This is a genomic window from Rhodococcus sp. I2R (genome assembly GCF_020889545.1).
GTDB lineage: Bacteria > Actinomycetota > Actinomycetes > Mycobacteriales > Mycobacteriaceae > Rhodococcoides.
The window spans coordinates 46,447-59,169 of record NZ_JAHUTG010000021.1 but is presented as its reverse complement, the minus strand read 5'-3'; the positions used below and the strand labels follow the sequence as shown (position 1 = coordinate 59,169).

11 protein-coding genes are annotated in these 12,723 nt (G+C 64.9%); 2 read left to right on the top strand and 9 right to left on the bottom strand.

The features are described from left to right. Nucleotide 1: 1 nt before the first annotated feature. Nucleotides 2–1,132 carry a PDR/VanB family oxidoreductase gene (locus KVY23_RS19410; RefSeq protein WP_230557874.1) on the bottom strand — a complete coding sequence of 377 codons (1,131 nt, stop codon included), beginning with the start codon at nt 1,130–1,132 and terminating at the stop codon, nt 2–4. Next, entirely contained in the window at nt 1,129–2,085 is a 957-nt protein-coding gene (locus tag KVY23_RS19405; protein ID WP_230557873.1) for a metal-dependent hydrolase, read from the bottom strand. The genes KVY23_RS19410 and KVY23_RS19405 overlap by 4 nt, the downstream gene beginning before the upstream one ends. Before the next feature lie 104 nt (nt 2,086–2,189). Here KVY23_RS19405 and KVY23_RS19400 point away from each other — a divergent pair, with 104 nt between their 5' ends. Continuing rightward, nucleotides 2,190–2,783, top strand: coding sequence for a TetR/AcrR family transcriptional regulator (locus tag KVY23_RS19400; protein WP_206508967.1), 594 nt, complete (start codon nt 2,190–2,192; stop codon nt 2,781–2,783). Here the strand turns inward: KVY23_RS19400 and KVY23_RS19395 are convergent. The 6 genes from KVY23_RS19395 to KVY23_RS19370 all read right to left on the bottom strand — a co-directional run bounded on the left by KVY23_RS19395 (nt 2,761) and on the right by KVY23_RS19370 (nt 11,288). Next, nucleotides 2,761–4,266, bottom strand: a complete 1,506-nt coding sequence (locus KVY23_RS19395; RefSeq protein ID WP_230557872.1) for an aldehyde dehydrogenase family protein — start codon at nt 4,264–4,266, stop codon at nt 2,761–2,763. The genes KVY23_RS19400 and KVY23_RS19395 overlap by 23 nt on opposite strands. Continuing rightward, a complete protein-coding gene (locus KVY23_RS19390) occupies nt 4,263–5,810 on the bottom strand; it encodes a long-chain fatty acid--CoA ligase (protein ID WP_230557909.1) in 1,548 nt (515 codons plus the stop codon). The genes KVY23_RS19395 and KVY23_RS19390 overlap by 4 nt, the downstream gene beginning before the upstream one ends. A 172-nt stretch (nt 5,811–5,982) precedes the next feature. Beyond that, entirely contained in the window at nt 5,983–6,594 is a 612-nt protein-coding gene (locus KVY23_RS19385; protein WP_230557871.1) for a TetR/AcrR family transcriptional regulator, read from the bottom strand. Between the two features lie 26 nt (nt 6,595–6,620). Beyond that, nucleotides 6,621–8,795: a 3-hydroxyacyl-CoA dehydrogenase NAD-binding domain-containing protein gene (locus tag KVY23_RS19380; RefSeq protein ID WP_230557870.1), complete on the bottom strand. Its 2,175-nt coding sequence runs from the start codon at nt 8,793–8,795 to the stop codon at nt 6,621–6,623. 48 nt (nt 8,796–8,843) lie between these two features. Then, nucleotides 8,844–10,052 carry an acetyl-CoA C-acetyltransferase gene (locus tag KVY23_RS19375; RefSeq protein ID WP_230557869.1) on the bottom strand — a complete coding sequence of 403 codons (1,209 nt, stop codon included), beginning with the start codon at nt 10,050–10,052 and terminating at the stop codon, nt 8,844–8,846. A 42-nt stretch (nt 10,053–10,094) separates the two neighbouring features. Further along, a complete protein-coding gene (locus tag KVY23_RS19370; protein ID WP_230557868.1) occupies nt 10,095–11,288 on the bottom strand; it encodes an acyl-CoA dehydrogenase family protein in 1,194 nt (397 codons plus the stop codon). A 240-nt stretch (nt 11,289–11,528) separates the two neighbouring features. On the opposite strand from KVY23_RS19370, the gene KVY23_RS19365 reads away from it, so the two are divergent. Then, nucleotides 11,529–12,416, top strand: coding sequence for a universal stress protein (locus tag KVY23_RS19365; RefSeq protein ID WP_230557867.1), 888 nt, complete (start codon nt 11,529–11,531; stop codon nt 12,414–12,416). Nucleotides 12,417–12,446: 30 nt separating this feature from the next. On the opposite strand, the gene KVY23_RS19360 is transcribed toward KVY23_RS19365, so the two are convergent. Beyond that, nucleotides 12,447–12,671: a hypothetical protein gene (locus tag KVY23_RS19360; protein ID WP_230557866.1), complete on the bottom strand. Its 225-nt coding sequence runs from the start codon at nt 12,669–12,671 to the stop codon at nt 12,447–12,449. Nucleotides 12,672–12,723: the final 52 nt, after the last annotated feature.

Genomic DNA, 12,723 nt, shown 5'->3' with positions numbered 1-12,723 from the left:
TCTACAGATCGAGGACGACGACTTCGCCGTCGGCCGCCCCACGTGAGACGCACAGGGTGAGCGAGTTCTGTTTCTCGTCGACGCTGAGGACACGGTCGCGGTGGTCGACGCGACCCTCCACCAGTCCGACTACACATGCTCCACAGAAGCCCTGCCGACACGAATAGGGCTGATCCGGCTTCGTCCGACGGAGCGCGTCGAGGGCAGTTTCCTGTGCCCCGACAGTGATCGTTTCTCCCGAACCAGCCAACTGCAGTGTGAACGGTTTGCCGTCCACGACGGGTGCGGGAGCGAAGAGTTCGGCGTGGAACTCGGCGATGGTGCTGGTCCGTCGCGCCTGGACGCGGAGCGCTGACGTCAGGGCCACCGGACCGCAGACATACATCGCGCTGGAACCGCTCGCGTAGCCGACTATCTCGGACAAAGAAGGTAACCCTTCGACATCGTCCGATTTGATGACGAGACGTCCGCGCGAGGAAAATGCCAGTCGCTCGAGTTCGGCGACGAACGGCATACTCTCAACCGACCGCCCGTGGTAGTACAGGGTCCACCGGGCACCCTCGGCGGCGGCGCGCTCGATCATCGCTCGGATCGGGGTGATGCCGATTCCGGCCGCGACGAAGAGGTAGTGCTCGGCCTCGGCCATTGGAAAGGCGTTGCGTGGTCCGCGTACTCGAATGGAATCGCCGACCTCGAGGCTGTGGATCTCGTTCGAAGCCTTTCCGTCGGGGATCTTGCGAACACTGATTTGGTAGTGATCGTCTCTGCCGGGTCGCCCGGTGAGTGAGTACTGTCGCTCGGTTCCCGCAGGCGTGGTGACGTCGATGTGGGCGCCGGGTAGCCAGGACGGGAGGGGCGCGTTGTCGCGGCGGCGCAACACGAGCGAGCGAACGTCCTCGGCCTCATCGGTGATCTCGTCGATGACGGTATCGAACTCGTACCCGATCCCCCGGCGCGGTCGCGCCGGCGACATTGCAGTCACGAGTGGCGCTTCGGCGACGAGCTTGGCGTAGACCCGAGATGCGGCCCCGATGGCGCGCAGGCCGATGCCGGGTGCCGTCACTGTGATATCGCCGAGGTGGGTGCGGGTCTCGACCGAGATGGGCTTGTGGGTGGTGCCGTCGATTGTCATTGCTGCGCAGCCAGTGCCGCTGGAGACTTCGCCAGGTACTGCACGGCTTTGTCGATATCGCCCATCGAGGACGGGTGGAATCCTGGACGGATGTAGAGCGCAAGCTGGACGAACAGGAACGACAGTCCCGGGATGAGGTGCTTGTGCGAGGCTCTCGCGAAGGCGAGGGGCCACGGCGTGCGCATTTTTCGCTTCATCCACTTCCCCGCGGGCCGAGGTGTGGCCACCGAATTCTTGTACAGGTAGGCGGCGGTGGTGAACCACAGCACGGCCAGTCCGCCGCTGGCAATTACCGCAGTTCGCGCACGTCGGAAGCTGCCGCCGTCGACGTACTGAAAGGCGTCGAACGCGACGTTGCGGTGCTCGAGTTCCTCGGCGCCATGCCAGCGCAGTAGGTCGAGCATCGTCGGGTCGACGCCCATCTGATCGAACTCGGTGTTGTCGAGCAGCCACTCGCCGACTACTGCCGTGAAATGCTCTGCGGCTGCGTAGATTCCGAGTCGCTCGTTCAGCCAGGCGCGGCCTGCCCGCCCGGTCAGACCGTGATCTCCGAACACGACGCCAACGGCGAAGCGGATCCGTCGCAGGATGGGTTCGATATCCACACCGTGTGAGGCGAGGTATTCGCGGAAGCTCTCGTGTGAGGATGCGTGGGTCGCTTCCTGGCCGACGAAGCCGATGACCTCCTCGTGCAACCTGCGGTCGTCGATGAGGGGGAGTGCGCTGGCGAAGACGTCGGCCATCGCGCGTTCTCCCTCGGGGAGAACCAGGTGCATCACGTTCCAGAAGTGCGTGGCGTACCACTCACCCGGAATGTACTGGAGGGGGACATCCGTCCAGTCGAACTTCACGGCCCGCGCCACGATGGCGTAGGACTCGTTTTCGTAGGGGGTACCCGAGGTCTGGCCTGTGGCGGGTGGTCGGTTCGGGTCGACCGGCGTGATTCGAGGCATCCGAACTCCGTTCTTTGCGAATGGTGAAGCTGAGGTTGGACCAATGTTACATAGCAACATATAATGTTGCAATGTTGCATTCGCCGCCCCGCTATCATCGTTCGATGCATCCCGACGACGATCCGATACTCGACGCCGCCTTCGAGCTCTTCGGTGAAGTCGGGATCGCGCGCACGACCATCGGCGACGTGGCGAAGCGGGCCAGAATCAATCGGGTGACCGTCTATCGGCGCATCGGGTCGAAGGACGAGTTGATCCGGGCTCTCATGACAAGGGAGTCATCGAGGTTGCTGGCCTCGGTGTCCACCGCGGCATCGCAGCAGAGCACACGTGCGGACCGCACGGCGCACGGATTCGCGACCACGATCGACTCCGTGCGGACCAATCCGGTGCTGCTGGAAATGTTCGCTTCCGAGAGTCCGGTCGTGCTCGAGCAGCTGACCATCAACGCCTCCGCGCTGCTGGCGCCGGCGATCGCGGCTGCCACGGTCATCGCCGGCGGGGAGGCGGGCTTCGGGGGCTTCGCTATACCTGACGCGCCGGAGATCGTCGTACGTGTCGTTCATTCCATCCTGCTGACACCCTCGGCAGGAGCACCTCTCGACACGTACGACGATCTTCTTGCGTTCGCGCGCCGCAACATCGTTCCGCTGCTGGCCAGTGCGGCACCCTCGATCAGCGACGGTGGCGAAGGCTGAGCGCGCGATCGATCAGCGGCATGACCCATCGGCGGCGCTTCAGGGTGACCAGTTCGAACCCGGGAATGCCGAAGAGCTTTCTGACGCGACCGCGTGTTCGACAGAATTCAGCGAATCCCTCGTCACCGTGCACGCGTCCGAACCCGCTGGCACCGACACCGCCCATCGGAACGGCACCCATACCGGCGAAGGCGATCACGGAGTTCACGGTCACCTGACCGCACACCAGTTGTTCCGCGATTTCGGAACCGTGGTGGCGGGAGAAGACCGACGCCCCCAACGCGTACCGGTGGTCGTTCGACAGCGCGATGGCCTCGTCGAGGTCGGCGACCTCACGCACGGTGACCGTCGGGCCGAACGTTTCCTCCCGTACCGCAGAGCAATTCTCGGGGGTCTCCACCAGCACGGTCGGACCCACGAATCGCGAACCGATCGAATGCACTCCGCCGACCAGCGCGCGGCCACCGGAATCGGCGGCATCGGTGAGATGCCGTCGGACGATCTCGATCTGTGACGGCATCGTCATCGGTCCGTATGTGGCCGAACCGTGGACACCGGGTTCGATGCCGCGTGCGTGCGCAACGAGCGCGGCGGTGAACTCGGCGGCAATGCTGCGCTCGACGTACACCCGTTCGACGCCGACGCAGGTCTGGCCACCGTTGGTGAAGGCGCCCCAGGCAACGGCCTCGGCCGCCGCCGCGATATCGGCATCCGCCGCCACGACGACCGGATCCTTGCCGCCGCACTCCATCACCACCGGTGTGAGAGTCTCGGCGCACGTCGCCATGATCTTCGATCCGGTTCGACTCGAGCCGGTGAACGCGATCTTGTCGACCCCAGCCCTGCACAGCGCGGCACCGGTTTCACCGAAACCGGTCACCAGCGACAGCACGCCAGCGGGTAGTTCCGGATTGGCGTCGCTGAAGGCCTTGACGTACCTGGCCCCGACCGCCGGGGTGTACTCGCTGGGCTTGAAGACAACGCAGTTGCCGGCAGCAAGTGCTGCCGAGATCGCGCTGTTGGGCGCGTAGAGCGGGTAGTTCCACGGCCCGATGACTCCGACCACACCGAGGGCGACCTTATCGACCAGCGCCGAGTAGTTCGCCAACAGGAAGCCGGGGTTGACCCGCCGAGTGCGCAGCAACCGAGGTGCGTGCTTTTCGGCCCAGGCAATGTGCTCGAGGGTGAGCACGATCTCGAGCAACGCATCGTCGGCGGGCTTGCCGTTCTCCCGGTGGATCAGATCCACGAATTCGGCACGTCGAGACCAAATCTCGTGCCGCCAGGCTTTCAGATGCTGCGCGCGGGTGCGGGGTGGCATCGACGACCACGCGTGCTGAGCGCTTCGTGCGGTGCTGAGCACACCCGCGACGGTTTCCGCCGAGTCGACGGTGAATGTGGCGATGAATTCGTCATCCGCCGGTGCGAGCGAATCGAACGTCGCCGATCTCTGATCGCCGGTCACCGATGCCTGCACCGTCACTGTGAGATCCCGAGCCCGTCTTTCGCTTCGTGTGCGTCACGAAGGTCGCGCTTGAGGATCTTGCCGGCACCGCTCATCGGCAGTGCGGGCAGGAACTCGAAGGTGCGGGGAGCCTTGTATCCGGCGACGTAGGTCCGGGTGTGCTCGCGCAGCTCCTCGGCCGTCGGTGAGGCACCCTCCGCGAGGACCACGCACGCGTGCACTCGCTCGCCCCATTCGCCGTCGGGTACACCGATCACTGCGCAGGCCAGCACCGCGGGGTGTCGGCTCAGTGCACTTTCCACCTCGGCGCTGTAGACGTTCTCGCCACCGGTGATGATCATGTCCTTGAGCCGGTCGACCACGAACAGGAACCCCTCGGGGTCGAGGTAGCCCACGTCGCCGGTGTGCATCCAGCCGTCGCGGATGGCGGCTGCGGTCTCCTCGGGCTTGTTCCAGTAGCCGAGCATGACATGGCCGCCGCGCACGCAGATCTCACCGACGGCACCGGTGGTCAGCTCCTCGCCGTCCGCTCCGACGATGCGGATTTCCGAGTGCGGGGCAGCGCGACCGGCCGAGCCGATGCGTGCTCCGACGTGGTGCTCGGGCCAGAGCAGGGATGCGACCGGGGCGAGTTCGGTCATGCCGTACGCCTGGGTGAGGCGTACACCCGGAAGACGTGCGAGGGTCCGTTCGAGGACTCCGGCCGAGATCGGCGATCCTCCGTACAGCACACGACTCATCGACGAGGTGTTGTACTCGGCCAGCGCGGGGTGATCGACGAGCATCTGAATCATGGTGGGCACGAGCAACACATCGGTGATGGAGTGTTTCGCGATCGCGCCGAGGACTGCGGTGGGTTCGAAGAACGGAATCATCACGTGCGTGCCACCGAGCATGACCTGTCCCACCCAAGCGGCGAGATCGGCGAGGTGGAACATCGGTGCTGCATGCAACAGGATGGAGTCGTCGTCGAGCAGCTGGCCGGTGGCCACGGTGCCGAGGCCCGAGGTGATGAGGTTGGCGTGCGAGAGCATCACGCCCTTAGGGAATCCGGTGGTGCCGCCGGTGTAGAAGAGTCCGGCAAGCTCGCTTCCGTTGCGTCGCACATCGGGAATCGGCTCGTGGTCGGCGACGAGCTTGTCGTAGGAGACCATGCCGGCGGGGGTCTCACCATCACCGCAGTAGACGATCGATTCCAGTCCGGGACATGCATCGCGCAGGGCGGGGACCATCGCGCCGAAGGTGTCGTCGACGAGTAGCACCTTCGTGTCCGAGTCGTTGAGGGCGTATGCGACCTCCACAGGGGACCAGCGAATGTTGACGGGGTTGAGCACTGCATCCGCCCACGGCACCGCGAGCAGGTACTCGGCGTAGCGGTCGCTGTTGAACGCCAGCATCGCGACCCGGTCATCCTTGGCCACTCCGATCGACTGCAGGCCGGCGGCCAGCCGTGCGACTCGGTCGATCTGTTCGGCGAAGGTGCGCACACGATCACCGAAAATCGTCGCGGGCCGGTCCGGGGTGGTTGCTACGGATCGGTGGAGGCCTTGAGTCAAGTACATGGCGTATTCCCTTTTCGAGAGGAGACTGGTGATGCGCAGGGTGAATGAGGTCACAGTTCCATCTTGTTGGCGCAGTGTCAACAGCGCGGACACGGGCGACCTCGTGGACCGTGTGGTCGGTTCCAGAGGCGCGGAAACGCGAAAGAACGAGAGCCGCTACGGCTCTCGTTCTTTACGCATCCGTCATCGATCGGACGGTTGCGAGTACGGAGACCAGTGCATCGGTCAACAGCGTTTCGACCTGCTCGCGGGTGAGCGTGCCGCGGACGAGCCATTCTCGACCTGCCGCCTTCACCATCCCGCCGAATGCCCGCACCGCGGACGCGGCAAGCAGGCGATCTGTGCCCGTGCCCTCGAACGACGTCGCCTGCAGTACACGCTCGGCTGCAAGATCGTCCGCGTCGTCGAGAATCTGGGCGACCTGCTCGTCGACGCCGGATCCACTCGCCATCGAGACCCACGCCGTACCGTGGGTCTCGATCACGCCGACCAGCCAGTGCACGCTGCCACGGGCCCGCTCCTCGAGCGAACCCGTGGGCAGGTGCACCTCTTCGAGCGGCGGGACCGTGACCAGGAACCGAACGCTCTCCAGATACAGGTCCCGTTTGCTCCCGATGTAGTGGTGGATCAGCCCACGGGCAACACCCGCGGATGCCGCCACCTCCGACATCGATACCTCTGTGTATGCCTTGTCACCGAACAACCGGACGGCGCTCGCAAGGATCTGTGTGCGGCGCTCGTCCGGCTCCAGTCGGTTCCATTTTGGGGTACTCGTAGCCGGCATGGTCCCCATGATGGCACCGCGCCGCGTCAGCGGTACGGCTCGGTGCGTGTACGCAGCGACTGCGGAACACGGAACCGATCACCGTAGCGGGCTCGCAGTTCATCGGCTCGCGCCACGAATCCCTGCGGACCTCCCTCGAACTGCCCGACGAACTGGAGTACACCACCGGTCCAGGCGGGATATCCGATACCGAGAATCGATCCGATGTTCGCGTCCGCCACCGTGCGCAGCACACGCTCGTCGAGGCATGCGACCGAGTCGAGGGACTGCGCGATCAGCATGCGATCCATCATGTCCTCGAACGGAATTCCGTGATCCGGCCGGTGGTAGTGCTCGACGAGTCCGGGCCACAGTCCTGCCTTGGACCCGTCCTCGGCGTACTCGTAGAAACCCCGCCCGGCCTTGCGTCCTGCGCGATCGAACTCGTCGACCATGCGGTCGACCAGTGCGTAGGACTTCGAGTCGGTCCAAGTCCGGCCGTCGACGCGGGCGGCCTCTGCCATTCCCTCGCGGATGTGGCGCGAGAGGGTCAACGAGATCTCGTCCATCAAAGCCAGGGCCCCGGAGGGGTAACCGGCCTGCAGTGCAGCCTGCTCGACAGTTGCCGGGTGCACGCCCTCGGCGACGAGCGAGATCGCCTCGTCCATGAAACGGCCGATGACTCTGGTGGTGAAGAACCCGTGACTGTCACCGACGACGATGGGTGTCTTGCCGATCAAGCGGACAAAGTCGAACGCGCGGGCCAGTGCCGAGTCGCTGGTGTGTTCTCCCACCACGATTTCCACCAGCGGCATCTTGTCCACAGGTGAGAAGAAGTGCGTACCGATGAAGTCCGAGGTGCGCGAGACTCCCTTCGACAGTTCGGTGATGGGCAGCGTCGAGGTGTTCGAGCACAGCAGTGCGTCGGCGGTCAGGTACTTGTCGACGGCCTCGAAGGCGCCCTGTTTGACGGCGGGGTCCTCGAACACTGCCTCGACGACGAGATCGCATCCCTCGGCATCGGCCGGATCCGAACTCGGGGTGATGAGCGCCAGCACCGCGTCGGCGTCGGCCTGGGTCTTGCGGCCCTTCGCGACAGCCTTGCCGAGAATGGAACGAGCGTAGTCTTTTCCGCGCTCTGCAGACTCGACGGAAACATCGCGTAGCACGACGGGCACCTTTGCCGAGGCGACGACGTAGGCGATGGCAGCGCCCATCATCCCGGCACCGATCACCAGCACCTTCTCCGGCACGCGATGTGGCTCTGCGCTCGGACGGGATCCACCCTTGTTGATGGACCCGAGATCGAAGAACATCGACTGGATCAGATTTCCCGATACCGCGCCGCACGCGAGGGAGGTGCAGTGCCGGGTCTCCACCTGTGAGGCCGAGTCGAAGTCCAGGACGGACCCCTCCACTGCCGCCGCGACCACCGCGATGGGAGCTGGCATGGGCGCACCCTTGACCTGCTTGCGCACCGTTGCAGCGAAGGCAGGCAACTGCGCGGCCAATGCGGGCGAGGCCGCGGTCCCACCGGGAATCTTGAATCCCTTTTTGTCCCAGGGCTGCACGGCCTCAGGATTGGCGACGATCCAGGCACGTGCGCTCGCCATCATCTCCTCGTGCGTGTCGACGACCTCGTCGACGAGTCCGAGTTCGAGAGCCTTTGCCGGCCGATACCGCTGGCCCTGTCCGACCACCTGAGTCAGGGCTTTGACGATGCCGAACATGCGGACCGTTCTGGTGACTCCACCGGCTCCGGGCAGGAGACCGAGTGTGACCTCGGGGAGTCCGAATCGAGTATTGCGCTTGTTCAACGAGATTCGATGATGGCAGGCCAGCGCGATCTCGAAGCCGCCGCCCAGAGCGGTGCCGCCGAGCGCAGCCACGACGGGCTTGCCCAGCTTCTCGAGGCGACGGAACTTGTCCTTGGTGAAATCGAGGGCGTCGGCGATGGCCGCGTGCTCGGTCGGGCCGGCGTCGCGCAGCAGCTCGAGATCTCCGCCGGAGAAGAAGGAATCCTTCGCCGAGGTGATGATGACGCCGTCGTACGCGTCGCGGTTGGCCTCGAGCCAGTCGACCGTCTGCTCGAGCGACTGACCGAACGCAGTGTTCATGGTGTTGGTGGACTGTGTCGGATCGTCGATCGTCAGTACGAGTACTCGGTCGCTGCCGACCTCGCCGGTGATCGTGGGTGTCCGCACAGCAGCAGATGTGCTCATGGGTGTCCTTCGGGCGTCGTCATGGTGGGTGATCGAAAGTGATTGGGTCTAGAGGCGTTCGATGATGGTGGCGACGCCCATACCTGCACCGATGCACAGGGTGATCAGCGCGTATCGCTCGCCGCGACGTTCGAGCTCGTCGAGGGCCATTCCGGTGAGCATGGCACCGGTCGCACCGAGTGGGTGGCCCATTGCGATCGCGCCACCGTTGACGTTGATTCGGTCGTGGTCGATGTCCATCTTCTTCGCGTAGTTCAGTACCACCGAGGCGAATGCCTCGTTCACCTCGAAAATGGCGATGTCATCGAGGGTGAGACCGGCTGCTGCCAGCACCTTGTGGGTGGCTGGCACCGGACCGGTGAGCATCAGCGTCGGATCGGATCCGGCAACGACGCCGGCGACGACGCGTCCGCGCGGGGTCAGTCCACCTGCGCGACCGGCATCCTCGGACCCGACCAGGACCATCGCGGTGCCGTCGACGATGCCGGAAGAGTTACCGGCATGGTGGACGTGGTCGATGCGCTCGACCTCGGTGTACTTCTGCATGGCGACGGCGTCGAATCCGGCGAGTTCACCGATCTGAGCGAAGGACGGCTTCAACCCAGCGAGATCGGCAGTCGTGGTGTGGGGACGCATGATCTCGTCATGGTCGAGCATGAGTCGACCGTTCGCGTCGAACACCGGGATGACCGACTTCTCGAAGTGACCCATGGACCAAGCGTGTGCCGCACGCTGCTGGCTACGCACTGCGAAAGCGTCGACCTCGTCGCGATCGAACCCCTCGATCGTCGCGATGAGGTCGGCGCTGACACCCTGCGGCACGAAGTAGCTGCCGTAGTTGGTCATCGGGTCACACGGCCACGCGCCGCCGTCCGCGCCCAACGGCACGCGTGACATCGATTCGACGCCGCCGGCGACGATGAGCTGGTCCCAGCCGGACCGAACACGCTGTGCCGCAGTGTTGACGGCCTCGAGACCGGATCCGCAGAACCGGTTCAGTTGGACCCCCGCCACGCTGTCCGGTAGGCCGGCGACCATGGCGACGGTCCTGGCGATATCGCATCCTTGGTCACCGACCGGGGTGACGACACCGAGAACGATGTCGTCGATCAGGGCCGGATCGAGTTGCGAGTTTCGTGAGAGCAGGGTGGACAACGTGCTCGCGGCCAGATCGACGGGTTTGATGGTGTGCAGCGAGCCGGAGCTCTTGCCGCGGCCGCGTGGGCTTCGGACCGCGTCGTACAGAAACGCCTCCATTGGGCGGTGCCTTTCTCGAAGGAGATACAGGGTTCGAAAGAACTACAGGGAACGGGAGATGAGGTCTTTCATGACCTCGTTGGCGCCGGCGTAGATGCGCGCGATGCGGCCGTCGACGAACATGCGGGCGATGGGGTATTCCTCCATGTAGCCGTAGCCACCGAAGAGCTGCAGGCATCGGTCGACCACCTCGAACTGCCGGTCGGTCGTCCAGTACTTGACCATCGCGGCGGTGGTGACATCGAGCTCGCTGCGCACGTGCTTGGCCACGGCGTCGTCGACGAACGTGCGCACGACTCGGCCGATGGTGGCGCACTCGGCCAACTCGAATTTGGTGTTCTGAAGATCGAACAGGGTCTTGCCGAACGCTGTCCGCGACTTGGTGTATTCCACGGTCTGCTCGACAGCGGCATCGATCATGGCCGCGGCCGCGATACCGCAGATGAGCCGTTCCTGCGGGAGCTGCTGCATCAGCTGGGAGAATCCGCGGCCTTCGGACCCGCTTGCCTGGTCGTTCCTGCCGGCTCCACTCCCGCCCAGGATGTTGGCGGCGGGGATGCGCAGGCCGTCGAATGTCAGCTCGGCGGTGTCCTGGCCTTTCTGGCCGATCTTGTGCAGAACCCGTCCTCGGTGGAATCCCGGAGTGTCGTCGGATACCTCGGCAACGAGCAGGGACAGCCCGCGGGCACCCGCAGCCGGGTCCGTCTTCGCTGCGATGATGATGAGATCGCAGTGCGCTCCGTTGGAGATGAACGTCTTACCTCCGGTGACCACGTAGTCTTCGCCGTCGCGGACTGCTCGCGTGGTGATGCCCTGCAGGTCCGAGCCGGTGCCAGGTTCGGTCATCGCGATCGCACCGATCCATTCGCCGGAGCACAGTTTCGGCAGCCAACGCGCCCGGTTCTCCTCGGATGCGTACGCGAGGATGTAGTGCGGCACGATGCCGCTGTGCACGCCCAGCTGCATGGCGGAGTCTCCGGCGCGCACCTGCTCTTCGAACAGCACGGCCTCGTGGCGGAAGTCTCCGCCGCCGCCGCCGTATTCCTCGGGAACGGACATGCCGAGGAGTCCGAGGTCTCCGGCGCGGCGGTAAACCTCGCGGCTCGGGCGTCCGGCGGCCGCGAAGGCCTCGCGGTGCGGGACGACGTCTTTCTCGAAGAATCCCCGGGCAAGAGCCCGCACGTCGGCAAGCTCGGTTTCCAGTTCCGCACTGGGGCGGTCTGCGATTGCGGTCATGGTGCGTCCTTGACTGTTCATCGGAATCTGAGCCTATTGGCGTCGTGCCAACAAACTGTGCCCGGCATCACGCGGTATGTCAACCATGGGGGGATGTCAGTACCGAAACAGAGGACGAAATGCCCTGTTCTCGGACGCAGGGGCGCCGTGACAATGGACAGGCATCCACCACTCGGATGCACCCGGACCGGGCAATACATCTCGCAGGCGCGTCGGCCGTGTCGAAGACAGGGGAAAACAATGGTTTTGGCGAATCGTCAGAGGATCGTGGCAGGAGTCGACGGGTCGGACGCGAGTGCCTCCGCGGCGCGGTGGGCGGCGGCGATGGCCGCGCGACTGGGGTCTCCGCTGCACCTGGCCAGCGCGATTCGAGAACCGGCTGCCTACGTCGGCGAGCCGCTTCTGGCGATTCCTGCCGAGGTGTGGGAGGAGGAGAAGCGAACCGTAGAGGGGCTTCTCTCCGGCCTGGCTGCATCGATCGGCAAGGCTCATCCCTCGCTCACGGTGACCACCAGCGTCGACCCAGCAGCGATGCCCGGACCCATGCTGATAGAGCTCTCGCACACTGCGCGGATGCTCGTGGTCGGTAACTCCGGTGCGGGACTGGTCAGCACGATTCTGCTCGGTAGTACCGCGAAGGCCGTGGCCGACAAAGCGGCCTGTCCAGTGGTCATCTGGCGTGAAGGAACCCAGGGCGCCGACGCCCCCATCACGGTGGGAGTCGACGGTGGTGCCACCGGCGAGATCGCGCTGGAGCGCGCGTTCGAGGTAGCCTCCCACTTCTCGGCACCGCTAATTGCCGTCCACACGTGGAATGCCAGTGCGGCCCACGGGATCGTCGCCTTCCCCGAGTTCACCGACTGGGCGGGAGTCGAGCGTGAGGAAGCGGCTGTGTTGGCCGAAAGCCTGGCCGGCTGGACCGACAAGTATCCCGACGTGGCCGTCGAGCGAGTGGTGCACCAAGGCAATGCCACCAAGACGCTCGTCGACCGGTCCGCTCGGTCACAACTCGTCGTCGTGGGCAGTCGCGGACGCGGAGTGCTGGCACGCACCTTCCTCGGATCGACGAGCAGCAACCTCGCGCACCACGGGCAGTGCCCCGTGATGATCTGCCGCGACGGTCAGTGATCGCGCTCAGAGGCCGGTAGACAAGTTTCGTCAGGTATCCGGATTCTCGTTGTTTGCGCGTGCCTCGATCCAGTCGACTGCCTCGTCGGTCAATCCGTCGCTGGGTTTGCCGGACCACCAGCGCGGATCCGGGGAGCCGGCGGTGGCCGCGGCGATGTCCTCGCCGACGGCTGCATCCAACGGCTCCCCATTGTGCTCGACGAGCCAGTCGCGTGTCTCGCTGCTGAGCTTCGGCCACCACTGTTCGATGTTCACGCCCTCGATCATCGACCTTGGCCGAGCTGAGCACATCGGGGAATACCCTGAT